Raw genomic sequence first — 25859 nt, 5'->3', positions numbered from 1 at the left:
GTAAGTAAATCAGGGCGACAGATGGATTGTTCAAGGGCTAAATCTGTATTATCAAAAGACAGCGCTAAATGATATTGACCATGTATTACTCAAGTAGCAGTGCTATCTACTTGTCACCAATTAAGCGTTTTGATCACTCATACTTGCTTTTCTTTATCTCAACACGATACTTAAGAAGAGTCAATCTATTAACACAGACTAAAATGTATCAAGGCGTACTGCGCATCAATATTTATAGTAACGAAATAGTATGAAAGCTTCAAAAGCTGAGCAAATAAAGGAGAAATCGGTAATAGAATAATAAATGAGAGAATGAAAGATACAACTGACTTTTTTAAGCCATCAGCTGATTAAATTATAGAAAAATTCAAGTTAATAGGATGACTAGAAAATGATACGAGTGCAGCAATCATTTCTATAAAATTTAGACAGCTGTTTGATGTGATGACTTAATATAGATAAGGGTATATTAAAGAAAAATCAAGGTTAGGACATTTTTATAATAAGGAATTTATGAGTGACTGCTTGGATACAGAGTACCTATCAAGCTCACAATGAGCGGTTTTTAGAGCTTGAAAGGGTTTCTAAACGATAAAACCATTGGAAATAATAAGATAGAAACACGAGAAGAAGATAGAACTTTAAATTCATATTTACGCTATTTTCTTATTCGCCTTGATGTGGCTCAATCTGGGTCAATAAGGGATAGCCTTCACGATGTGCCAGACTATTTACCTTTTTGGCTTTGGTCTCAGCGATATCTTTAGGATAGATACCAGCAATGCCTTTGCTACTGTTATGAATCGTCAGCATAACTTCGACTGCCGAATCCATACTATGACGAAATTCGGACTGCAAAATATAAACGACGAACTCCATCGGCGTATAATTATCATTATACATAACGACGGCATACATAGGCGGCTTAGCCACTTCTGGCTCTGCTACCAGTACATCTGCTTGTGGCGAGGTCTCGCCATCCGTATCACCATCTTGTGCACGGTGAGCAGGTATGGTTGGAAAGTGCCAATCAGCAACAGTTGGCAACGCTTGCAATAGGGTTTGTTTTATCATAATTGGCATACAAATTAATGGTTATATTTATAACAGAATAAAGGGCGCTAGCAGAGGTTGGCAAACGCAATGCTTATTATAGCGCTCTTAAATATGAATAGATTAAGGCTCAATCGGACTTTCGTCGACTTCAGGTAAATCTAAAAGTGATAGCGGCATATTATCAACTCGGTCGCCAAGTTTCCAATCATAGAGCTGCTCCACTTGTTGTCCGCCAGCTTGTAAGCTAAGTTTGACTTGTAACGGTTTAAAACCTGATGGCATCATGAAACGACCACGAATACGAACGATACCTTCAATAGTATAAACTGGAGGATCTAGCGGCACCTCCACAAAATCATCGTCATTGAGCAACGTCAACGTTGGCTTTAGGCGTTTGGCTTTGCCATCGCTAGCAAGCATGCCTATATCGAAACCATATTCGAAGGCATTTTCAGGTAACGGTTCAATCTTTGCTGCTATTACTTGTAAAGGCATGCCGCCTTTGTCACGAAGGACATCAGCATATAACTCATTCAGTTGAGAGACTTGTCTATTCTCAACCATTAATTCTTGCTGGTTTTCACGCAACTCTTTGATGTTCGCCAAGCTAATCGCCAGCTCCTGCTTAGCAGTAGCCGCTTGATTGGCCGCTATTTTATGACTAAGACGTAAATCTTCAAGCGCTTCTGTTGCCTCAGTGCTATTGATCATCGCTTGCTTGGTTTCAGTTTGCATAGAATGAAAGCCACGCTGATATCCTAATTTATGACCGAATATCAATCCAACAATGGCAGTCACCAATATGACAACGACAAAGAGAGCCAACACCAATGTGGATGCCCCTTGTTGGGTACCACCTACCTTAGTTACTGAACTAGCATTGGTTTTAAGAGAATGCGGACTACGCTCTAAATGATACAAATCAGAGTCTTTGCACGATGAAGGTGCGGGCTGTGAGCAAAAGCGTCGTACAAGCTTGACACGCATTTAGACAATATCTCTTAACAGTAATGGCAATATTATAGCGGAATTTATAATCAATACCTAGCACCATAAATGTGAATGATTTGACCACAGCTAAACATCTGCTACGGAACAATAGGTGCAAAGTTTAGACCCATTGTTTCATCGAATCCGAACATGACATTCATGTTTTGTACCGCTTGTCCTGCAGCGCCTTTTACCAAATTGTCTTGTACGACAATCAATGTCAATTCTGCACGTTCATTGTCTTGATGCACAGCAATGCGTAAACGGTTGCTGGCGCGGACACTACGGGTATCTGGATAAATACCTTTTGGCATGACATCAATAAACGCTTCTGATTCATAGCATGTTTCAAATATCTGCTGCCAATCAATGGCAGCACCCGCATCCGTCAGCTCAAGATGAATAGAGCTCAGCATGCCACGTATCATCGGTACAAGGTGCGGTAAAAAACGAATGCGATGGGTGAACTGGCTGTCTAATAACTGCGCCACACCTTGCTCAATCTCGGGCAGGTGACGATGTCCTTCAACGCTATAAGCTTTAAAGTTATCAGTAGTTTCAGCATAATTAAGCGCAAGTGAAGCTTGGCGACCAGCGCCAGAAACACCAGACTTTGCATCGATAACGATGCGTGATTCCACCAGTCTCTCTGCTTGCTTATTTTGCATATCGATTATTGGTTTCAAACCCAAAATAGCGGTAGTCGGATAACAACCCGGATTACCGACGACTAAAGCAGTGGCAAGTTTATTGCGATTGACTTCAGGTAAACCATAAACGGCTGTCTTTAGCAGCTCAGGACAAGCATGCGACTGCTGATACCAGTGTTCAAAATCGGACAGCGACTGCAAACGAAAATCAGCAGCCAAATCAATGACTTTCACACCAGCTTGCGTTAGCGCCTCTGCTTGCTTCATCGCTACGCCATGTGGAGTGGCAAAAAAGACCACATCACACTTTTGCAGCGTTGCAAGCGTCTCATCGCCCAAGTCGCTAAAGACAATATCTGATATACCGCGTAAGCTTGGAAATATCTCATCAGCGCGTGTACCAGCTTCGCTACGCGAGGTTAGCAAATCAATAGATACTTCAGGATGCGCAGATAACAAGCGAATCAGCTCAATACCCGTATAACCTGTACCACCAACAATCGCTGCTGAAATCATAAGATATTCCTTTTTATTTTACTTGGTAAATATCAGTGTTTGTTAAACAAATCTTAGATAGAAAGCTCGCTTATATACCTGAACTTTGTCATTTTTGGATTCTAGCAGCTTTAGATTTTATAATCGTGCACCGCATCGATAAATACTTTGGCATTGTCAGGATTGACCCACTGCGTAATACCATGACCTAAGTTTGCTATATAACCCGTTTTTTCGCCGCTTGCATAAGCACTATCAAGCATTGCATTTACTTCAGCACGAATCGTCGCAGGTGAACCATACAATGTTGCTGGATCCAAGTTGCCTTGAATGGCTTTACTACTCTGTAGTTTTTTGTGCTGTTTGGTCAATTGACGCTGACTTTCAGCCAATACTTGGCGTGCACGATCAATGGGCATCGTCCAATCTAACCCTAAAACATCAGCTTGACTATCTGCTTGCACATCCAACCATAACCCACCACCTTTGGTAAATAATACCACTGGTATCTGCGGATGGCGTACTTTTAATTCAGCGACGATACGCTTATTATAAGCATGAGAAAAATCGATAAACTGACGATGGCCAAGCGCCCCGCCCCAACTATCAAAAATCTGTAAAATTTGAGCGCCAGCGACCACCTGTGCATCTAGATAATCAATGACAGAAGTGGCTAATTTATCTAATAATTGATGCAAGAAATCAGGGTTGCTATACAAAAAGCCTTTAGTATAACGATAGTCTTTTGAGCTGCCGCCTTCAATCATGTAGGTGGCCAATGTCCATGGACTACCAGAGAAACCAAATAACGGCACTTGACCATTTAATGCTTTGCGGATGCTCGTCACCGCACGCATGACATAATCAAGAGAATCATTGGGTTCAAGTACTGGCAATCTATCTAAGTCTGCTTGCGTACGAATAGGATGTTTAAACTTAGGGCCTTCGCCCGCCTCAAAGTATAAGCCTAGACCCATAGCGTCAGGTATGGTCAAAATATCACTAAATAAGATAGCAGCATCTAAATCATAACGGCGTAGTGGCTGTAAAGTGACTTCAGTGGCGCGGTCCGTATCTTTGCACAGGCTCATAAAGTCACCCGCTTCTGCACGAGTGGCTTTATATTCTGGTAAATAACGACCAGCTTGACGCATCATCCAGACTGGCGTGGTGTCTATTGATTCAAAGCGTAATGCCCGTAACAATCTGTCGTTCTTTAAAGGCGCAAACTCTTGCTGAATCGAGTTACTATTGTCTGAAGCACTCATGTACAAATCTCCAAAACAACACCGCATTCATGATCATCAATGAATACGGTGCTGGATAAAATAAGTTGAATAAAAGAATATTAAAACGTTTAGATAGCGACAATCTATTCTAAAAAACCACAAATAATGAGATATTAGTTAATAACAATTTATTGGTTAATATCTCTCGTGTTAACAATCATAAAAACAGTAATCATTAAAAGTATTTGTGTTTTTTAGAGCGTCATTTGCCGTTAGTCTTTAATCAATAATATCGTGCTCATATTTGAAATTAGATGAATACCATGAATGGTCTACATGGTCAGCGCTAAATTATCACGGTGTACCATGACCACACGCTCTTCATTATTACCAAGAATTCTATCAAACTGCTCAGTACGCTCACGAGCCACTCGGCAAGCATCCCGAGATGAGAAGTTCACTTGTCCAACCGCTAAACGCTCGCCCGTATCTTGGTGAACCACCTCAACCACATCACCTTCATCGAAATCACCGCGTACTTCCACAACGCCGACCGGTAGCAAGCTCTTGTGATGCTCGACTACTGCTTTTGCTGCGCCTGCATCGACTATTAGAGTGCCTGACATACGTAAATGTGCGGCAAGCCATTGTTTGCGTGCAATGATTTTGTCTTGATCATTGGTGGTCAACAAAGTACCGACCGCTTCGCCTGATACCACACGAGTAATAACATCATCGATAGCACCGCTCACGATAACGGTTGGACAACCACCCATCGCAGCAAGACGACCAGCACGAATTTTGGTCAGCATACCGCCGCAACCAAGCTTGCCACCATCCCCTGCAATATCAAATAAGTAATCCGCCATCGCACGCTCTTGGCGAATCATTTTTGCATTAGGATTGTCACGTGGGTTGTCCGTAAACACCCCATCTTGATCGGTTAAAATGATATATAAATCGGCATTGACCATCGCCGCCGCCATCGCGCCCAAAGTATCATTATCACCAAATTTAATTTCATCAATGGTAATGGTATCATTTTCATTGATGACTGGTAGCACGCGCCACTCTAGTAATTGTGTCAACGCGCCCGTCGTATTGAGATAACGGCTACGATTGGACAAATCATCATGTGTTAGTAGCAGCTGCGAGCTTTGAATACCATGTTGGATTAATGCTGACCACCACGTTTCAATCAAACCCATTTGACCAATAGAAGCACAGGCCTGTAGTGCTGCTAGTTTCTTCGGGCGCTCCTCAAGGTTCATTCGTACCACACCTTCAGCAACGGCACCTGACGATACTAGCAGTACTTCGACGCCTTGCTTGTGCAATTTAGCGATCTGCTTTGCCCACTCATATATGGCAGTTCGATCCAGCCCTCGACCGTTATTGGTTAACAACGATGAGCCAATCTTGACAATAACGCGCTGAATATCAAAGTTGCGAGTTTGTTTAATAAACCTTGCTTCTTCGGTCGTGTTTTCTATGTCACCTGCCATATAAACTCCTGTCTCTCATGTGAATTGATTACGGGGATTGATCTAAAAAATTCAAGTATATCAGCTCAAGCGTGTTAGCTTAAGGAACATAAATGACCTCGACACCATCTTCGTCGTCATCGTCAAAATCAGCATCGTCGTCGCTTAAATCTACACCTTCGCGAGCCGCTTTGCGAGCCGCACGATAGGCTTCACGCTGCGCCTCAGTGTTTAGACGTACTTCTACTTCTAAGCGCTCAAAACGGCTTCTTTGTGCTTCAGCGAAGATAGGATCTTCTAGTTCACGCTCACGCTCTAGTTCAATCTCATTCATTAAATGATATTTAACTGCATCCGTCCCTTCACCCATTAGGGTTGACGTGCGAAATACATCGCCTGTCCAATCAAGCTCGGCGACAATATGAGTACAAAGCTCATCTAACTCTTCGTCAGGCACCTGATCAATTTTGTTTAATATCAAAATCTGGGGCAAGTTGGATAACTCAGGCGAAAAACGCTCAAGTTCATTCAAGATAACACGAGCGTTGGCTACCGGATCGCTGCCATCAATTGGCTTTACATCAACCACATGTAACAGACGACGAGTACGAGCCACATGTTTTAAGAAACGAATGCCAAGTCCAGCACCTTCTGAAGCACCTTCGATCAAACCTGGAATATCTGCCATCACAAATGAGCGATGACGACCGATATCAACCACACCTAGATTCGGAACGAGGGTGGTAAACGGATAGTCAGCAACTTTTGGTCTAGCAGCAGAGACTTGACGAATAAAGGTAGATTTACCAGCATTAGGCAAACCAATCAAGCCAACATCAGCCACAACTTTTAGCTCAAACTTAAGAACTTTTAACTCACCTTCAAAACCAGACGTCGATTTACGCGGTGCTTGGTTGGTAGAGCTCTTAAAATGGGTATTGCCCAAACCACCATCACCACCTTTGGCAATCAGTAGCGTCTGACCAAGTTCAATCAAGTCACCCAACACTTCGTCAGTTTCGGTATCAACTACCGTGGTACCGATAGGTACTGGTAAAAACAAATCATCAGAGCCCTTGCCTGAACAGTTTCTACTGTGGCCATTCTCTGCTCGCATAGCATCATGACGACGGGTATAACGATAGTCCACTAGGGTGTTGGTGTTATCCTCTGCAATGACGTAAATATCTCCGCCCTTGCCACCATCTCCACCATCAGGTCCACCACGTGGGACATACTTTTCTCGGCGAAAACTGGCGATTCCGTTACCACCGTCACCTGCTTTTACCGTTACGACGGCTTCATCAATAAATCGCATCTTACGTTCCTTTATTTACACTCTAGTTTATAGACTCAATAGCAGTCATATACTGCTTCTTTTGCCTATAGGTATCTTTTAAAAAATAGGAGACTTACGTCTATGTTGCTATATATCATTGCTTTATTTATGACAATAACACCCGATAACCAATTGGACTATCGGGTGCGGTATATATTAACTTAAAAAATCACATCTATTTGTCCATGCTAAAAGTGACTATTAAAATACTTTCTTATAAAGAGTACCTCAATATTAAAAACTCACTACTGCTGTACAAATGTATTAAGCTGGAATCTGTGTATAACTGATGCCTGCCATTTGTGTGGCTAAACGTAATACTTGCGTACTATAGCCAACTTCATTGTCATACCAGATATAAACAATGGCATGATTGTCGGTCAAAATAGTCGCTTGGGCATCGACAATACCTACATGGGTATCACCAACAAAATCCGTCGATACCGCTTCAGTAGAATCTGTATAAGCAATCTGTGTTTGCCACTGACTGCTATTAGAGATTTTACGCATGAATTCATTTAACGCATCAGCATTTTCTGGTGCTGTTTTAAGATTCAAGTTTAAAATCGCTAAGCTGACGTTTGGCGTTGGTACACGGATGGCATTACCCGTTAGTTTACCACTAAGCTCTGGCAGTGCTTTACCAACCGCTTTAGCAGCACCCGTACTGGTAATAACCATATTCAATACAGCACTACGACCACGGCGATCCGCTTTATGATAATTATCAATCAAGTTCTGATCGTTAGTGAATGAGTGAATCGTTTCAACGTGACCGTTTTCGATACCGTATTCATCGTTCAATACTTTTAACGTTGGGGTGATTGCGTTGGTGGTACAGCTCGCCGCACTGACGATTGTATCTTCACCGACTGTATCGTTATTTACACCATAAACAACGTTTTTAATCTCACCGCCAGCTGGGGCTGTTAATAGGACTTTTTTCACACCAGTCGATTGCAAGTGCTTACCAAGACCCGCTTCATCTTTCCAAATGCCCGTATTGTCAATCACTAACGCATCATTAATACCGTAAGCCGTATAATCGATCTCGCTTGGATCTTTGGCGTAGATGACCTGAACAAAGCGGCCATTGATAATCAAGCCGTTGTTTTCATCATCAACCACCACGCCACCAGCAAAGCTACCATGAATCGAATCACGCTCTAGCAATGAGGCGCGCTTGGCCAAATCGCCAGATGCCGCAGGACGTACAACTATGGCTTTTAACTGCATACCTTTAGCACTTGACGCTTGTGATAATAGCAGGCGAGTTAAAATACGACCGATACGACCAAAACCGTATAGCACAACATCAGTCGCAGGATTAACCGTAGTGTCATCACTATTAACGGCTTGAAGTGCTGCTTGTAAATCACTGTCATTAGCGATTAATTGACCAACATCAACCTGTGCAGACTGAAGCTTATCATTAGCCGCTAGCGCTTTAACCATGGCTAAAGTGTCAGCGATATCAATAGATTTAGCCTCTTGGTTACGCAAGGCTACTTTTTGATGCAATGCCAATATTTGACCAACTGACGTCGTATTTAACGTGTCACCGAACAAGGTTACTTGTACGTCTTGCTCATTATAGAGCTTATTCAATAGCCCCATCAGCTCAATCGCTTGTTGCTCTTGATTGTTGTAGTTGCTTAAGTGGTCTTGATGTAATTGGCGTAAGGTATCAGCGTTGCTCACGAGAAACATCCTTATGGTCAGTAATGTGTGATCAGTAAATGATAGAGAATACAGATTAGATAGATTATGTGTGGTCTACGCAATCACTCTAGTATGGCAACCGCACGATATCGGTGTCAGTTATTGATATAGAGTATTGAGATCGCCTAGATTTTAGCCTAAAACGGCCTATTTTGCCAGTGATAACCGATCTGCTAGCGCTTATAAAGCATTTTATTGAGTTATGCAGGTTATTATAAAAATAAAGGCAGCCAATTATGCTGCCTTATTGTTTATTATTGCCAGTATCAAATAGTGGATGATGAAGTAACACTACTATTTAACCCAGTATCTAGTAAGTGATGCTCCTTATGGAACGAGACTAACCGTTTGATTGGTCTGCGAGGTTAACTTAAATTCCTTTAAGTCATAGCCTTGCTGTTGAGCGATTTGACGATATTTGGCATAGGTTTCTTGAGTGACGTTTGGCGAACGCGCCAATAACCATAAATATTTTTTATCAGGTGTTCCTACTAAAGCAGTCTTGTAATCAGCATCACGTGCTAGTACCCAATAGTCGGCACGACCAACTGGCAACCAACGAATCCACGATGGTAAAAATGTGACCTTTAACTTACTGCCTGACTCATCAACAGGCTTAGCGATACCCTCAGAAGTAATACCAGAACCGTCTTTCTGTACGCATTTATTAGTGACTATGATACCTGAACCATCGGTTTTTTCCGTATAATTGGCGGTGACATTACTGGCACAATTGCGCTGAAAATACATGGGCAAACGACCTATCTCATACCATGTCCCTGCATACCTTTTTAGATCAACGCTATCCACTGTGGTCGGTGTACTTGCAGACTTATGAATGATGGCATTTGGCTTAATTGACAGTGTCTCTGTAGTGGTTCTATCAATAGTGGCGTTAGCAGTCATGTCAGCTTTAGCATTGACTGGTAGCGTCGCCGCATACGCTGAAAATGCAGCTAATGGTATGATAATAGCTAGAGCTATGCCCGTATGCTTGATAAGTCCATTCATAAATATACGCTCCGGTATTTCTTTGTATGATGAGTAAGTAGAGGTTGATGATGAATCAGTATTTTGCTTTGAATGGTGGTTCTGTCCAGATTCTTTTTCGCTCAGCTCTTGTGACCATTTATAATCGTTAGTGCAGCGTCCACTATCCTTGATACAGTAATCACTAACGAAATTACTGCTTTCGCTATGTTTTGAATCGCCATCTTTGTTATTGTTGCTGTTAGTCATAGCAGACTCTTTTGCCCGTAGTGGGCTCTTATCGGCGCTTTTATATCCAAAATAGTGATCTTGCGAAGACGTTTTTTTTGCCAGATGGGTAGAATATTGGTCATTTAGATTATCATGGTTGTAGCTAGCATCGTTGCTGGCATGACCTGTCTGCCGTGTACTATCCTCATTCAGATGATAGTGGCGCGACTGGGTAGTCTGCTTAGATTGAGAACCAGCTTCCTTTGTATCAGACCATGCTGATTGAGGTAACTTATTGGTTTTCATAGAGGTACCATTATTGATAGTGACTGTTAACTATTCTTCTTATATGCCCTATATGTACTCTCATCTTCTGTGCGTCTTCAACTTTTAAAAATATATTGAATGTAAAAGCTGGCGCTGTAAAAACCAAATATTATGAGAGGACTTAAGAGGTATATTGATAAGCAATTCGCTTATAAGAATATAGAGTAAGTACTCTTTGTTTAGGTGATATATATTAATGGCAGCTCGACTATTAAAACAGTGTCGCAATGTAGGAAAAAGCAACGGTTTGTAAGTAACTATGCGTTTATGCAGCAGAATAAATACCGAGTAAACACATAGTTACTGATTGGATAAATATATTAAAAATCAATTATTTGCCCTGATAGATGCCAATTAATGCCAATTCTGGTTCAGGACTGGTCAGCATTGGTGCCAACACTCCCTCTATTAGTTTTTTACTATTCAAAGAACTGTCGAATACCAGCAACACTGATACCACCATGCTCTAATACTTGATGAATCATCACAGGTGATAAACCACCCAAACCGATAATCGGCATGTCAGCCAATTGTGCCAATGCTGACCATGATTCCCAACCAAGTGGCACAGTATCAGGATGTGTATGGGTAACTAGTACAGGAGACAAAAAGGCGCCAATGACGGGCGGTAATTGCTGCTGTAACCGAGTATGAGCCAGTTTATTGGCAGCATCAATACTAGCGGCATCATGACAACTGACTATTAACGGATAATTTTTAGACAGCACTGTATCTTGTGTATCCTTCGACCATTGTAACAATGCGGTATGAGACAGATGATTGGCAACGATTGAATTGGCAGTGGTTGTATCTTTCATTGCTAGCGGCGCTTCAGTGGTTAGGGTCTGTCCATTGACATCACAAGGGACAATCGCCTTAATATCTGGACGCATATGCATCAACTGCGCTGCTATACTTTCTGAGCCAGCTGCCTTTATTCGAATATATACCCAAGCATTGGCTGTTAGCTTATTTTGATGAAAAGTCAGCCATGCGGCCATTGGATCAGGTGAGGCATCAAAATGCGTCAATGGATAGGTAATTGCTATCGTTGTTGGCACACTCAACCATTCGAGAATCGTCTGGTTAGCAGCGGGTAAATGATACTTTCCTGCTAATAAATCTGCCTTATTTACCCACGTTAGCGCCTGACCTTCTAGCCCATATTGGCGATGCTTATGCTCCTCATACTGCTGCGCAGTCAGCTCAACCTTATAAATCTGTAAACTGACCTGTTTATCACCATAATCATGATGTAGACGTCCAAGCTTGACCATCGTATTGTCACAAATCTCAATACCTGTCTCTTCAGCGACTTCCCGAATCAATGCCTGCTCGGCGTTTTCATTGGTTTCTATTTTGCCACCTACAAATTCATAGCGGTTGCCTTGATGCTGGGCGGCGTTTCTAAATCCAAGTAAATATTGGGCTTTATGATGAATGACCGCAACTGCCACGTTTACGATAAGTACTTTTTCGCTGTTAAATGAGCTATCAATGTGGTTGTCTGCTTCATTTGGCATCGGCGTCTCCTTTATTACTGTTTTTTTAAAGTGCGATTTGATTGGTTTATACTTTCAAAAAACCAAGTCGATTTAAAACCAACCTATTGATTTATAATAACAATTAGCTGATTTTTATTTATTTAAACCTCATTTACAAAAGTTGCTTTAGATAAGTTTACACAATGACTGCATTTTATTTTATCAATTACCTTGCAAAATCCTTCAATGTAAATGATAATTATTATCGTTAAAGATAGTTACTGTATCGCCATTACTATTCAGCCATTTTTTATCAAAAGGAATTTATTATGAGCATGGTTATCTCTCGTTACTTGAATTGCCGTGAAAACCGTTTACCAACTTTGCAATCACAACACTTATTTGCACTCACTAAAGAAGTGCGTATCGAGCATGAGGGTGAAGAGTATCGACTACGTTTGACACGTAATAATCGCTTAATCCTGACTAAATAGATTAATATCATTGATCATCAATATTAGGGCGTGTCCTCATTTTAAAAATGGTGATAAAAATGAGATAAATTGCCGTCAAACAAGGAAAATAGCTGACTAATATCGAGATATTAGTCAGCTATTTGACGCCGTTCAGCAAGATTTAGCCATTTTAAACCCATTTAGATGACTATCGATTGAATTAAGGACACCCCCTAGCCTATCTATAAAAAAACGCCTTCATTCAAAGGCGTTTTTTATTGGATAAAACGATGCGATTTAGAACTGCCAACTGTAAACCACATCCACCGCGTTTTCTGCCGCTGAGGTTGCCTCTACATAAATACGTCGAGTTAACTGATAACGAATAGATAAGCTATTTTGAGCATTAAACACCCCTACTCCGTAGCGTATATACAAGTCAGGCGTCACGTAACCGGTGACGTTGACGTTGGTGTCTTCACTACTACCTGAGGCATCAACGGTCAAGCTCTGAAAACCAAAAATCTGACCGATTTGATTGGTTAGATTGCGCGTGCCACTCAGTCCAAAGCTTAAGCCCGCGGCGGCTAGGTTATTCGTCACTTGCGATTTAAAGCCTTGCTCACTGATTTGGGTGGCGCCCTTGTTATTAATTCGACCTGTCACCAAAGCATTCATCGCCTGCTGTTGGGTCAAACCTGCATTATTAAAGACAATAATATTGGGGCTTTCTGTATTGCCTTTGACACGCACACCTACCGTTTTACCACTGATCGTTTTAACCGCCTCAATACTGAGGTTAGGTTTCATCACATCACCGTTGAAGCGCACTTGTCCGTAGTTAAGCTCTAGGTTCTGACCAAAAGCGTTGATATTGGTACGACGTGATACTTGCACCACCCCTTTCGCACGCATGACACCCGTGCCATTTTGAGTGATATTAATCGCACCAGCTAAAGGAATAACGGCACCAAAACCACGGAAGTTGATATCATCACCCAAGTCGACACCGATATCCGCATTGATTGACCAAGGTTTCGATATTGCCAATACCTCATCAATATTGCCAATGAGACGACGATCAAGAACTACTGCATCCTCGGTTTGAGTAATGATATCTTCGCTGGCTTCTGGCGGACGAATGGTCGCTGACGGTACGCTGACCGCCCCTTTAATATCGACATAACGATCGCCTGGACGCACGATGATATCAATATCAGGATTGATTTCTGCCACTAACAATGGTGGCTGAGTAATCACCAAACGCTCGCCGCTGACGCTAAGCTTGGCTTGGAGTTTTTGTTGCCAATTAACTGTCCCAGTCAAAACCCCTTTACCCGTACCACTGCTAAAGGTTCCATCAATAGTCGCTTGCGTACCACGAATTTTGGCGTCAGTATTTACATTGGTTAAATTAATGGGCAAATCAAGCATCGCAATACGGCCATTAGCAAGTTTCACATCGCCATAGAATTGCGGCTTATCTAATGTACCGCCCAATCCTCCTGCCATCGTGACATTGCCCTCTAGCACTCGCATACCTGGGAAGAAAGGCTTGAATATCGCAAGGTTAAGCTCATTCAATACCAAAGCGCCCGAAATTGGCTTAGGTGTCTTATAAGGATCAACGACCACTTCAGCATAGCCCCGCGCACCGCCACCAGTGTTAATATCGGTACGTAGTTTGATGCCCTCAGGGACGGACAGTGCAATCAATGAGACCCGCTTATAAGGCAGAGTGACGGGTAAACTATCACCATCTTGAATCAAACCGATTTTGCCGTTGTCTGAATACAGTGTGGTATTAATCGTCGGTGGACGACCACGTTGCCAGCCAACAATCGCCTTACCATTAATTTTGCCATGCCAGTCGATATCTTTGGGTAAAAAGACCGATAGTAATGACGTATCTAGATTTTGTAAGGCGATATTCACCTCACCTTTATCAGGTGACGCGATTAAGTTTTCACGTAAGCACACCTTGCCCGTTTGATCGGTGGCCTGCCAGCAGTGCGCTGCCAACTGTACTTTTAAATCGGTAGTATTGCCATTTTGATTGTTGGGTAAATTAACAATTAACTGCGCTGGCTGTAACTGATTTAAGGTCGCATATTTGGATTGAACACGGCCCTTACCGATGACGCCAGACCAGCTTAGTTTATCCCGATTGAAGCCGCCTTTAAGCCTTGCGCCAATCGTAAGCTGCTCATTGGCAACGTCAAGATTGACTACATGCGCCTGCTCAGTACCATTAAAGGTTGCTTTAACGCTTTTAAAACTCTGTCCAGCTGCATCTAAGCCTTCAGCGGTGATAATAAGTTGACTTGGGCTGTTTGCCAAATTGACCAGCTTACCGCGCACGCGACCTTGGCGCAAAATAAAGCCCGGCAGCGCAATCCGCTCACCAACCAAATCGATATAAATGGTTGGCAGCGCTTGTCCTGTTGGCTGTGATAAGGTCGCACCGCCAGTGACTTTGCCAGCCAATTTATCTGACAACTGATCCAGACTGGTGATATTAATTTTGGTTTGTAATTGCTTAGCATTGCCATTAGCAGTGACATAATTATCACCCCAACGTAGCACTAAATTATCCGCGTTTAAGCTGTCTATCAAGGCATTTACTTGCTTATATTGCGCCTGTGCATCTTGCGTTTGTAGACGCTTGAAATAGCTTGCCAAATCTTTTGGCAGACGCATCTTCGCCGCTAAGCTACCCTTGGCACTAAGCGGTTGACCCTTTAGCATACCTCTTAAATCAATTTTTTTGATATTAATGATTTGCTGCGAGTCACTCCAGCGCCCATCCGTATCGATAGTACCGGTGATAAGGCTTGGGGTATCTTTGAGGAAATAACCAATATTAAAACGATCCATCACTGCGTCAATATCCCATGCAATGCCTTGACGTACATCAACCGTCCCTTTGGCGTCAATACTGCCTGCCGCGCCCACATGACGGAAACGCTTGATACGAATCAGCTGATCATCACCACTGGCATCAATGGTCAGCTTGCCCGCTGGCAATTGCTCAGCATCTAGCACTCCATCAAAATTCACCGCAAAACGTTGCAGTTTGCCTGCGGTATTTTTACTATTCTTAGGCGCAGTTTGCCACTCGCCACTGGTTTTTAGATCACCAGTGATAATCGCTGGATTATTGGGTAAAAAATAACCCAAATTGAACTTGTCGAAGCGACCATCTATCGTCCAGCCGATATTTTTACGCAAATCGATGACGCCCTTGGCATTCACTGCGCCCGCTTCACCATTGTAATTGAGCTTACGAATACTAATAAACTTTGGCGTGCCAGCCGCATCAATAGATAGGCGTCCTTTTGGCACATCTGCAGTATCGACTTGTCCATTGAAGCGCGCATCGAACATAGACAGCTCGCCACCAACGATATCGATTTTGGCATCACCCGCACCCGTTATGCCAATAGCACGGCCATCTTGAGTCGCATCAAGTTGCGCCTGCAAGTCGGTATCGTTTAAGGTAATAATATGACGCTGACCACTAACGCCACCTTTAGTAATAGTCAATAAACGACCACGCGCGCTGACGCTACCGGTTAGGCGCTCAAGCGGCAAATCACTGCGATACTGTTTGGGTAATAACCCATTGGTACGCGCATCTATCTGCCATGTCAACGGACGCTTTTTATTTGCCAATTGAATCTGTCCAGTACCTGATAAGTCGCCCACGACCCCTTTATAGTTCAGGCGATTGATGTCGATGACATCCCCAGCTTTGCGCACGCGCACATCATAGTTGCCTTTAGGAGCGGCATTCAATTCATTAATGACTGCATTGGCATCTACTGATAACCGTGAGCCACGAATGATGACATCCGCCTGTCCACGCGGACTATCAATATTACCGATATTAGGCACATCGCGGCGGATTAGGTTTTGCCATTTGGCATCGATATACCAAGGCGCTACCTGTGTCGACTTCGCTGACGTTTTGCCTTGGACGATATTAGCATTCACATGCTCGCCATCACGTTGACGCAAATCTGCATCAAGCTCTATGTTACCAGCGCTGTTTTTCTGCTGATAATGTAGTGACAATCGACCATTCAGCTTTTGCGGTGCATATGCTTTGAAATCAGCATAGTCATCAGGAATAACGCGGCGAATATCAAAATTGCTACCTGTCGCTCGCACTTTTGCATCAAAGCTGTCTTGCCAATCTAAAATACCTTGCAGAATTAAATTTCCAGCTGGCACCTGAGCATCTAAGCGATCAATACGTAACTGACTGTTTGCAATGACGGCGCGACCTTGATAGTGACCAGACGGAATGTCTTTAGCCGTCAGCTCAGTATTGATACGCAGACGTATTTCAGAGATCACCCCTGTCGCGGTAGCAGTACCACTTTTTAAACGAATTTTTTGGCTTTCCGCATAAGGGATCAAAATATCATCCCATTGCAATTTTGCCTGGAATGGCGAGTCCTGATCCAAACCCTGTACAACAAAATCACCGCTCACATCGCTGTCATTGTAGCGACTACGAACTTTACCAACCGTACGTTTTAGCGTCCCTGTTGCCGTGATATTCAATGGGTCAACATAGGCTTTTTCTAGCGCACTGACTTCTGCAATCGCGCTTAAATCTAGCGGATAGTCGCCTTGTAAATCAATTTTACCTTGTAAGGCACTGATTTTGACGATATCAGCATATTGTAAATCGCCGCGACCAACCGTTACCATGCTACCGACCCATGTCAAATCACGGGCAACAATATCCTGCACAACGATTGGCTCTTTGGTCACTTGTTTATAAGTAATATTTTTTATTTTAGCGTGATCAAAGCGTAAGTTCACTGGTAGCTGTAACGTTTTATAATCGAACGGCTCACCCGTTGGTGGCTTGTTATTGATAATCTCAATGGTTTGTATGTCTGCATCACGCAGATGCACTTCTTTGGCAAATATGGCACGCCAGCCTATCTTGACATAAGCTTTATCAACCAATACTTCAAGGTCTTCAGTCGCCTTGATATCGATATCAGTGACCCAGATTCCATCACGTAAATTACCGCGACCATATTTAAAATCAATGCCCGTCTCAGCACTGACTTTCTCTAATATAAACTTCGTACCCGACTCTGTGCCCATTGCGTAAAAAAACACGGCAAACATGATGGCCAGCACAATTAAAATAAGCACCAGTAATTTGAGCAAAAATGACAGCGGATACCAACGTCTGACGGCACGAGCATCGCGCTGTGCTGGATCTTCATCTGGGGCGTTATTAGGCGGGGTATTTTTTGTCAGCATGACACTCAACTACGTTAAAGAATGGTCACCGGCAATCGGCACGATAAATAAGAAATACAACGGATATTACTAATAGCGTATATTGAACCTGTCTCAATTTCACTAACTGAGACGACTTAATAATGTTCAATACGCGCTAAATGATGTCACTACTGGATTACATGGCTATAAAGGCGAGCCAATAAAGAAATGCAGTCTAACGGGTATGCTTTCTTCTGTCACCCCAGCAGCCACATCAACTCGTACCACACCGACTGGCGATGCCCAGCGGATACCAACACCGACGCCGACCTTTGTCTCAGTCTCGAAGTTTTTGTCGTAAGCATTACCCACATCAGTGAAGAATGCCCCGCGGAATCCTGGTTTAAATTCATAATTATACTCTGCACTACCAACTGCGAGCACTTGCCCACCAGTCAAATAGCCCTTGTCGAGCGGTGACAAGCTCTCATAGTCATAGCCACGAATACTTTGGTCACCACCCGCAAAGAAGCGTAATTTATAAGGCACATCATAAAAATCATCTGCCCAGATGTAGCCTGTATTCAGACTGCCCAGCACTTGATGCTTTTGCTCATCGCCAAAACTATAAATGCCGCTGACACCCGCGCGAATGATTGCCATATTAGTGTCGCTAAGGGCTTTATCAGCCCCTGCTTCAAGCGAGTAATATTGACGCATACCGCGAGTCGGATTGGTCACGCTGTCTACGTCGGTTTTGTTCATACCATAACCAAATAGCAGCGCTTGCTGCTTAGGCTTAGAGGAAGTAAAGCGAATAGGTAGATCGTCCAACTCTGTTTCATCGACCCCAGTCTCTAGCTCATCTAAACGGTAATTAACAGAGTAGCTACGATTCCAGCCACTGTCACGGCGAATATTACGCGCCAATGCTGCTTTTAGCGTCGTAGTAGATAAGTCGAAGTTGCCTTCACCTTGGTCGATGACCTCTTCTTCATAGGTAAGACGTGCATCTAATTTATCGTTAAGTGGATGTTTCCAAGGTCGACTGGCATAAACAGCGACGTTTTTAGTAATTCTGGAAACCTCGGTCTCCGCACCGGCTTGATAGCCTTTACGATTGAGCAAATTATAGTCTATTTTTGCCGTCGCTCGCACGCCCGTATCTGTGCCGTAACCAAGACCTACTTGGGCATCGCGCGGCTTACTTGAAGAGACAAAAACATACAACGGTACTTTTTTACTTTCTGCCACTTGTTGCGGGGTTTTTCGACCAGCCAGCGTTGGTGGTACAAAGTTTTCATCAGTGATTAAGCTTTCTTCATCAGGGAATATTTTTTGCGCAATATTACTGATGCCGTCGCTTATCTTACCCAAAAGATTGTCCGCCTCTTGGTCTTTTTCATCCAATACACGGTCATTTGGTAAGCGGCTCAAACGCTCTGCTTTTTGTTTGATAGCTTGTAATTTATCAAGTGTTGCTGCATCAGCTTCAAAATCGATCGCCGCAATGTCGGCGGGATTGACTGTTTCACCGCTATTGGCAGTCGTATTACCCTCACTCTCTGCGTTATTTTCATCACCGTCATCAGCGCTATTGTCTTGATTAACACGGCTACTATTAGAAGCAGCTGAACTTTCAGCACCATTATTGCCCGCAATGTCTGAGGCGCCATCACTATTGATATCGTCGTCGAGTGTGCCGCTATCATTGGTAGGTGTGTTATCAAAAGCCAAAGTACTGGCTTCACTGCGTTCATCTGGCGGCAATATCGACTCAACGTTGACCGTATTAAAATAACGAGTCGCTGATAAGTCATTGCTAAACTCGGTCACCGCTGGACGATAAAAAGGATCACCGCGCTTAAAGTCAAACAACTGTTGTAATAGTGGCAACTCAACAGGTAGCTTGTCAGGATCTTGGGTTAAGGTGTTGGTTTCTTCATCGTATGTAAAAAACACAACGTCATCAAACTCATAACGATCACCAGTGTTGTAGACCAGCGACACATCTGCTGTATTATCTGGCAAGATAATATCAACGGATTTATTGAGCCAATATTGATCAAAATAGCCATAAGTATTACTCAGCGACTCAAGGGCCGCCTTGCTATCTTTATAAACACGGTGATTGAAGATATCACCGACTTGTGGCGGCAAGTCTTTTTCAAGTGCTATATATTCTGGTTGTTCACTGCCTTCACCGCGAATCTCAACAATACGGCTGTCCACACGTACCGGCTCGCCCAGCTCTTCGATAATGACATCGATCGTGTCAGCATTGCGCTGACGTAGGCGTAACGTAATATCATAGTAACCCACTGCTTGGGCTGCCTCTAATGCTGTTTGGCGCAGGCGTGGCAAGGCGGCCGTAAAGTCGGTAACTGACTGAACCGTCGTATCATCAAGGGCAGCCTTGATGTTTTTCATGGGCTGAACGTCATTATCCGCTTTGGTGAGCTTTGGCTTACCATTGACAGTACCTTCAGCGGTCGCTTGCCGTAGATAAATTGTAGTATCTACATGTGGTAATGCCATCACACCTGCATTGAATAAACGGTTATAAAGGCGTTTCACGATATTGCCTTTATTACGCGCCATTGGCTTGGGCTTACTAGCTTGTTCGATACTCTGGTTTATTCCCTGAGAGTCCGCTTGATAGTCTGGCAAGTAGTCATCAGGATTGATGATATCTGATGTTGTACCATCTTCATTGGTCTCATCACTGGCATTGGCAACAATCTCATTATCGAAAGTACCGGTTCCATCCACGCGCCCACTACTGACAGAGTCGCTAACATCGATCGGACGCGACATAACTTCAGCCGTCTGTGCACTTTCAGCGGCGCTCTCATTCCTACCCAATGTCTCAAGGTTGTTAGGAGTTGGCAGATTGGTCGCATCCAAATCCACATCTAAACCAATAGGCGGGGTTGCATCATCTAATGTAGCAATTGGCGCGTCAAAATCGCGATCGTTATTGCTGATATCATTATTGTTGTTACTGTAATTGTTATTAACGTTGGTACTATTAACGTCAGTACTGCTATTAACGTCCGTACTATTATTGATGTCATCAATATCTTGGGCATTCTGCATGTCCATCGCAGCCAGCTCACGATCAATCTCCTCGGGCGTCATCATCTGATAACCCTGCTGCTGTATGGCTGCGGCTTGTTGCAACAAGTCATCATTGGCGCTATTGGAAAGATCGAGCTGAGCATCATTTGCGCCAGCCATATTATCCATGGCATTTGCCTGAGAATTGGCCATACCCTGAGACTGAGCAGCTGGTTTTTTAGCGCTTTTATCTTGAGCATCAGACTTCTTAATGCCTAGGCTTTGTTCGCTGTACTCATCCAATACTGACTGATCGATAATGCCCTGCTCTACTGCCTTTTTTAGGCGCAATGCATCCAAAGCGATATCGAGCTGAGTATCATCATCTGACAGTGTGGTCGATTGAGTTCTGGTTGGTTGAATGTTTGATTGATCGACAGCTATTTGATTGCTCGTAGGTGGTTTAGGAGAACTGACATTATTTGTGGTATCAGCCAATGCAGCAGGTGCCATACCGAAACCCACCAGGCTGGTCGCTAGCGCAGTGAAAAGTGCTGAGCGCGTAAAATGAATGCGCGGCGCATTGCTATGAATTGTCACAGCTGCTGTACGACGTGTTTTTTGAAAACGGTCACTCTGAAAATCTTGAATTTTAATATCCTCTCGAACATTATCCGTATCACACTGCATCATCGATACATTGCGCGCGAGCGTTGAAGGCTGGTGTTTCATGTGTATTTCCTATCACCTCACGCGGCACAATATTATGAACGATAACAATCGCCTAGTCTTACCGGTGAATAAACTTATAGCAGTTGGCTGAATTATGGTTTACTGTCTTGCTTTAGATAATGACCGTTTATAACGCAAACCTTGGTGTCAGATTAGCACCATGTTTTTATCAAGATATGGACATGCGTGAGTGGTACAAGCCTTTGCCATCACTCACACCTCGCGACGCAACCATGCAAAATTTACAAATCATAACTTAGATAATTATGAAATCATAGCGTCGCGCGCATGTATTTTTACCAAAGCCTTGCTATTATACGGCTTAATATTGATAAAACCTATGCTATATTTCGATAAGTTTTTGATACTGTTAATAATTATATCGATAATTACTTTCACTTTAAAAGCGGTATTCAGCGCTTTTCTTTGATCTAGCAACCGCGACCCGTCTGTAGGAATTTTCATGGCCAATCAGTTTCAATTATTTAAGCACCGCCGTTTTAGCGCCATGTTTTTTACCCAGTTTTTGGGCGCGTTTAATGACAATATTTTTAAGCAAGCGCTCATACTGGTTTTGACTTACACCGCTGCGAGTCAGTTGGGCATGGAAGTCAGTATTTTGAATAACTTGGCCGCGATGTTGTTTATTTTACCTTACTTTTTGTTTTCTGCACTGGCAGGACAAATCGCGGATAAATTTGAAAAATCAAAACTCACACGATTGATTAAGCTGCTTGAGTTCGTAATTATGGTAATTGCGGCAGTAGGGTTCGTGTTTGAATGGTATGCATTGTTATTTGTTGCGTTGTTTCTCATGGGTACTCAATCTACTTTTTTCGGGCCTATTAAATACGCCTACTTACCACAAGCAATGAAAGAAGATGAATTGGTTGGTGCTAATGGTTTGTTTCAAATGGGGACATCGTTAGCAATCTTGCTCGGTATGATTATCGCGGGTGTTTTAACCCAGATAGCGCAGCCGCTCTATTGGATAAGTGTGACCGTATTGGTCATCGCCGTATTGGGTTATTTTGTCGCACGATTAATACCCCACATGCCAGCGATGCAGCCAAACCTAAAAATCAACTGGAACATTGTGACCACTAGTGTGGCGACGGTGCGCTACTTATATTCATTGCCTTTTTTATTCTTTGTCATCCTTGGTAATAGCTGGTTTTGGTTTTATGGCGCGACGTTTTTGACCCAAACGCCAGAATTCAGCAAGGTCATCTTACATGGTGATGAATCAGTGGTTATTTTCCTATTAACCTTGTTTTCTGTTGGTGTGTCGATTGGCTCATTATTATGCAAATCGCTAACCAAAAACCAAGTCAGCTTACGTCTTTTGCCCTTTGGTATCGCCGGCTTAAGTATTTTTGCAATTGATTTGTATTTTTCACTGTCAAGTCTCAACATCAATGTGAATAATGCGACTCTGTTTGGCATCAGTGAGTTATTTGCGGTGAGTGGCAGCTGGCGCGTGTTTGCTGATTTATTCTTTTTGGGCTTTAGCGGCGGTTTATACATCGTACCGTTATATGCCTCTATGCAAGCCTATGCACCCAAGAGCCACCGCGCGCGCGTCGTTGGTGCCAACAATATCTTTAACGCGATATTTATGGTCACCTCAGCGATTTTCTCTATCGTTATCTTGAACGCTTTGGGATTCAATTTACCTCAGCTGTTTTTGGTGACAGGACTCATAAACATTGCCTTCGGTGCCTTTTTATACAGTAAACTCAATAAGCATATTAAAAATGCGGTCATCCAAACGCATGATGAAGTGGCTCCATAAGTAAGATTGACATGCTGCTATAGCAATCGGTGTGTTATCAAATGGATAATATTGGTGCTGATAATTTAGATTGTTTGCTATAGTAATACCTATGCGTTAATCACTATCATTATTTTAGAAAAACAGATAATGTTTTTAGAAGAACAGATAAGTTTAATTTTTTGATCGTATTTAAGCCATCAGGAGTGAATCATGGCCCTGCGTCCCTTATCCAAAGTCGACCAATTGTTACTTGGGGTCGATAAGGCATTACGAGCTGTCGTACCACATTCAAACCCTAGCACTCGTCCACTACCAGTCAGCAGTGACGAGATTCCTGAGCTCACAATCACCGAGGCGCGACATGTCGCAGGATTGATGCGTATCAATCATACTGGTGAAGTATGCGCGCAAGGTCTGTATCATGGTCAAGCATTTGCCGCCAAAGACAGTGGCGTCAAGCAAGCCATGCAGCAATCAGCCGAAGAAGAGGTCGATCATCTGGTCTGGTGCGAGACGCGATTAGACGAGCTTGGCAGTCATGCCAGTGTCTTTACGCCATTATGGTATGGCATGTCTTTCGGTCTTGGCGCAGTCGCGGGTGCCATCTCTAATGAATTTAGTTTGGGATTCGTCGCCGAGACAGAAGCTCAAGTCAGCGAACATTTACAAGACCATATCACCCAATTACCAGAGCACGATAAACGCTCAAAAGAGATACTGGCACAAATGGATATTGAAGAGTTGCATCATCGTGAGCTGGCATTAGCAAGTGGCGGCGCAGCGTTATCACCACCTGTACGTCATACTATGCGCTGGATGGCCAATCGCATGAAAGCCACGGCATATCACTTATAATTGCCATCTTTGATAGCAGATTTTGAGCAATAGATTGTGATGGTAAGTTCGTTGTGATGGTAAGTGCAGTGCGCTTTATTATTGATATTGCTCTCATTTACCCTGCTGTCGCTGGCATGACGTACACGCTATCGCGTTACTATTAACAATCCTACTACTGATAGCGCTCAGCTGAATTTGTTAGGGTATTAAAAATTTGTATGATTTTGCCGCAAAGACATGAGCTAATAACCATTCAATTGCTAAATAACAACTAAATAAATTAAGGTAACGATTTTTATGAAAGCCATCAACCAATCGACTCTCTCTGCCCGTTCGTCTAGCAAGTCGCCTAAACTGGCAACTCTGACAGCACTGGCAACAGCTTGTGCCATGCTATTATCAGCGCCTGTCAATGCGGCTGAAACCAATGCGGCAACAGATGCTGCAAAGACCGATACTACTGCCACATCGGTGCCTAGCGCTATGGATTCTAGCAAACGTGTGATTCGCCTTGCTCGACCGACTGCGGCTAGTACAGCACAAGAGGGTACTCCATCCACTTTACCTACTGCGGCGGTGACAGCCAATACTCAACCAACTGACCTTCAAAGCACTAGCGTTCCACAAAGCGCTCCTTTGCCAAATAATGCTCAGCCGTATCGTGCGCCAATGAGTACATTGCAACCACAAGATGTTGTACCAGCACCAAAAATACCTGAGTTCACTGGCACCACTCGAGTTTATGAGCCTGGTCCACTGACCGCTACTGGTGTCGACCTGCGTAGTGGTCAGCTTGCCAATATACCAACGCCGCAAGTGCAATTGTCAGACGTAAGCTTTGTACCGACTGTGTTGATTCCTCAGCAAAACGGTAATAACAACGATCAGCTAGATGTGAGCTTGCTTGATGACTTCATCGAAGACGTCTCACCTAATGCTCGTCATTATCCACCAAACTTTCCTAACCGCTCACAGCGCCATTATACGCGTGAAAAAATCAAAGTATTGGCTGAATGGATACAGCCTTATGCTGAATCAACAAACGCCTCTTATGATGTATTGATTCGTGCCGCTAAACTTAATGGCATGGGACGTAACTTAGATTTGGGATCAGACTATACGATACGTGGTGGAAAATATGTTGACCGTGCCATTAAACTGCAACCTAATAGCGGCGAAGCCAACTTCTTATATGGCATGATGTTGTCAGAAGGCGGCGGCTTCAAAGAAGGTCAAAAATACCTAGACCGCGCAGTGTCTCTTGGCTATACCGAAGCAGAGCAAAGCTTGGCACAGTCAGACTTGTTAAGTGATCGCCGCGATAATGCACTAGAGCGCTTACGTCGGCTCGAACAGAAAAACCCTAACAATGACATCATTCGTCAGCAAATCAAACTTATTGAAGAGGGTAAATTCTACATTTGGGATATACCTGCGCCTGACATCAATGTTAAGCCTAGTGCTTAACATTGATTGGGTTTTTAAATGTCATTAAGTGAATTTAACAAATACCATGATTGCTCCATAAGCTAGATTGACTCGACTAAGCCCCTGACTGTATATCGAAATTACTTCAATATAGAGTCAGGGGCTTTTTTATGTCTAGCGAAATTCCATTGAACCCAACTTGCTGTCTACCTTATTTAAATGCGTGTTCGATTCGATTATCGAAGTTTAAACCGTATTTTTGAAATTTAAATAAAATAGTTTAATGCGAAAAGTTACGCTACACTTCTTCTTATAAATTACTGACTCAATCATGCTTTTAC

Annotated in this window: 15 protein-coding genes; 4 read left to right on the top strand and 11 right to left on the bottom strand. The window is 43.1% G+C overall.

Annotation, left to right across the window (positions count from 1 at the left end; all coding sequences use genetic code 11):
* Positions 1 to 666: 666 nt before the first annotated feature.
* The 9 genes from B2575_RS01080 to B2575_RS01040 all read right to left on the bottom strand — a co-directional run bounded on the left by B2575_RS01080 (position 667) and on the right by B2575_RS01040 (position 12015).
* Positions 667 to 1074, bottom strand: coding sequence for an ATP-dependent Clp protease adaptor ClpS (locus tag B2575_RS01080; protein ID WP_087814601.1), 408 nt, complete (start codon positions 1072 to 1074; stop codon positions 667 to 669).
* 102 nt (positions 1075 to 1176) lie between these two features.
* Positions 1177 to 2043 (bottom strand): hypothetical protein, encoded by an 867-nt coding sequence (locus tag B2575_RS01075; protein ID WP_296239810.1) that lies wholly within the window; start codon positions 2041 to 2043, stop codon positions 1177 to 1179.
* A gap of 101 nt (positions 2044 to 2144) precedes the next feature.
* Entirely contained in the window at positions 2145 to 3212 is a 1068-nt protein-coding gene (gene argC / locus B2575_RS01070; RefSeq protein ID WP_296239808.1) for an N-acetyl-gamma-glutamyl-phosphate reductase, read from the bottom strand.
* 110 nt (positions 3213 to 3322) lie between these two features.
* Entirely contained in the window at positions 3323 to 4459 is a 1137-nt protein-coding gene (hemE, locus tag B2575_RS01065) for a uroporphyrinogen decarboxylase (RefSeq protein WP_045445031.1), read from the bottom strand.
* Between the two features lie 293 nt (positions 4460 to 4752).
* Complete coding sequence (gene proB / locus B2575_RS01060; RefSeq protein ID WP_201559853.1) at positions 4753 to 5925, bottom strand: glutamate 5-kinase; 1173 nt, start codon at positions 5923 to 5925, stop codon at positions 4753 to 4755.
* Between the two features lie 79 nt (positions 5926 to 6004).
* A complete protein-coding gene (gene cgtA / locus B2575_RS01055) occupies positions 6005 to 7222 on the bottom strand; it encodes an Obg family GTPase CgtA (RefSeq protein WP_201559854.1) in 1218 nt (405 codons plus the stop codon).
* Positions 7223 to 7507: 285 nt separating this feature from the next.
* Positions 7508 to 8953, bottom strand: a complete 1446-nt coding sequence (locus B2575_RS01050) for a glyceraldehyde-3-phosphate dehydrogenase (RefSeq protein ID WP_201559855.1) — start codon at positions 8951 to 8953, stop codon at positions 7508 to 7510.
* A gap of 339 nt (positions 8954 to 9292) precedes the next feature.
* Positions 9293 to 10471, bottom strand: coding sequence for a lipocalin family protein (locus B2575_RS01045; protein ID WP_296239802.1), 1179 nt, complete (start codon positions 10469 to 10471; stop codon positions 9293 to 9295).
* A 440-nt stretch (positions 10472 to 10911) separates the two neighbouring features.
* Positions 10912 to 12015, bottom strand: coding sequence for an NUDIX domain-containing protein (locus B2575_RS01040; protein WP_201559857.1), 1104 nt, complete (start codon positions 12013 to 12015; stop codon positions 10912 to 10914).
* A 296-nt stretch (positions 12016 to 12311) separates the two neighbouring features.
* Here B2575_RS01040 and hemP point away from each other — a divergent pair, with 296 nt between their 5' ends.
* A complete protein-coding gene (hemP, locus tag B2575_RS01035) occupies positions 12312 to 12470 on the top strand; it encodes a hemin uptake protein HemP (RefSeq protein ID WP_227672156.1) in 159 nt (52 codons plus the stop codon).
* Positions 12471 to 12728: 258 nt separating this feature from the next.
* On the opposite strand, the gene B2575_RS01030 is transcribed toward hemP, so the two are convergent.
* Positions 12729 to 17723, bottom strand: a complete 4995-nt coding sequence (locus B2575_RS01030; RefSeq protein ID WP_296239798.1) for a translocation/assembly module TamB domain-containing protein — start codon at positions 17721 to 17723, stop codon at positions 12729 to 12731.
* A gap of 165 nt (positions 17724 to 17888) precedes the next feature.
* Positions 17889 to 21476, bottom strand: a complete 3588-nt coding sequence (locus tag B2575_RS01025; RefSeq protein ID WP_296239797.1) for an autotransporter assembly complex protein TamA — start codon at positions 21474 to 21476, stop codon at positions 17889 to 17891.
* 463 nt (positions 21477 to 21939) lie between these two features.
* On the opposite strand from B2575_RS01025, the gene B2575_RS01020 reads away from it, so the two are divergent.
* The 3 genes from B2575_RS01020 (at position 21940) to B2575_RS01010 (ending at position 25557) form a co-directional block, all read left to right on the top strand.
* Positions 21940 to 23271 (top strand): MFS transporter, encoded by a 1332-nt coding sequence (locus B2575_RS01020; protein ID WP_055124429.1) that lies wholly within the window; start codon positions 21940 to 21942, stop codon positions 23269 to 23271.
* 198 nt (positions 23272 to 23469) lie between these two features.
* The gene (gene coq7, locus B2575_RS01015; protein WP_198329827.1) at positions 23470 to 24108 is read left to right on the top strand and encodes a 2-polyprenyl-3-methyl-6-methoxy-1,4-benzoquinone monooxygenase; all 639 of its coding nucleotides are present in this window, start codon (positions 23470 to 23472) and stop codon (positions 24106 to 24108) included.
* A 279-nt stretch (positions 24109 to 24387) separates the two neighbouring features.
* Positions 24388 to 25557 (top strand): hypothetical protein, encoded by a 1170-nt coding sequence (locus tag B2575_RS01010; protein WP_296239796.1) that lies wholly within the window; start codon positions 24388 to 24390, stop codon positions 25555 to 25557.
* Positions 25558 to 25859 lie beyond the last annotated feature (302 nt).

The sequence above is a fragment of the Psychrobacter sp. UBA6739 genome, assembly GCF_002453835.1.
GTDB lineage: Bacteria > Pseudomonadota > Gammaproteobacteria > Pseudomonadales > Moraxellaceae > Psychrobacter > Psychrobacter immobilis_A.
This window is presented reverse-complemented; position numbering and strand designations above follow the sequence as displayed.

What these genes read in the sequence shown, in the direction of transcription:
- B2575_RS01080 (WP_087814601.1), bottom strand. Translation starts at nt 1,074, where the DNA reads ATGATAAAACAAACCCTATTGCAAGCGTTGCCAACTGTTGCTGATTGG.
- B2575_RS01075 (WP_296239810.1), bottom strand. Translation starts at nt 2,043, where the DNA reads ATGCGTGTCAAGCTTGTACGACGCTTTTGCTCACAGCCCGCACCTTCA.
- argC (WP_296239808.1), bottom strand. Translation starts at nt 3,212, where the DNA reads ATGATTTCAGCAGCGATTGTTGGTGGTACAGGTTATACGGGTATTGAG.
- hemE (WP_045445031.1), bottom strand. Translation starts at nt 4,459, where the DNA reads ATGAGTGCTTCAGACAATAGTAACTCGATTCAGCAAGAGTTTGCGCCT.
- proB (WP_201559853.1), bottom strand. Translation starts at nt 5,925, where the DNA reads ATGGCAGGTGACATAGAAAACACGACCGAAGAAGCAAGGTTTATTAAA.
- cgtA (WP_201559854.1), bottom strand. Translation starts at nt 7,222, where the DNA reads ATGCGATTTATTGATGAAGCCGTCGTAACGGTAAAAGCAGGTGACGGT.
- B2575_RS01050 (WP_201559855.1), bottom strand. Translation starts at nt 8,953, where the DNA reads ATGTTTCTCGTGAGCAACGCTGATACCTTACGCCAATTACATCAAGAC.
- B2575_RS01045 (WP_296239802.1), bottom strand. Translation starts at nt 10,471, where the DNA reads ATGAAAACCAATAAGTTACCTCAATCAGCATGGTCTGATACAAAGGAA.
- B2575_RS01040 (WP_201559857.1), bottom strand. Translation starts at nt 12,015, where the DNA reads ATGCCAAATGAAGCAGACAACCACATTGATAGCTCATTTAACAGCGAA.
- hemP (WP_227672156.1), top strand. Translation starts at nt 12,312, where the DNA reads ATGGTTATCTCTCGTTACTTGAATTGCCGTGAAAACCGTTTACCAACT.
- B2575_RS01030 (WP_296239798.1), bottom strand. Translation starts at nt 17,723, where the DNA reads ATGCTGACAAAAAATACCCCGCCTAATAACGCCCCAGATGAAGATCCA.
- B2575_RS01025 (WP_296239797.1), bottom strand. Translation starts at nt 21,476, where the DNA reads ATGAAACACCAGCCTTCAACGCTCGCGCGCAATGTATCGATGATGCAG.
- B2575_RS01020 (WP_055124429.1), top strand. Translation starts at nt 21,940, where the DNA reads ATGGCCAATCAGTTTCAATTATTTAAGCACCGCCGTTTTAGCGCCATG.
- B2575_RS01010 (WP_296239796.1), top strand. Translation starts at nt 24,388, where the DNA reads ATGAAAGCCATCAACCAATCGACTCTCTCTGCCCGTTCGTCTAGCAAG.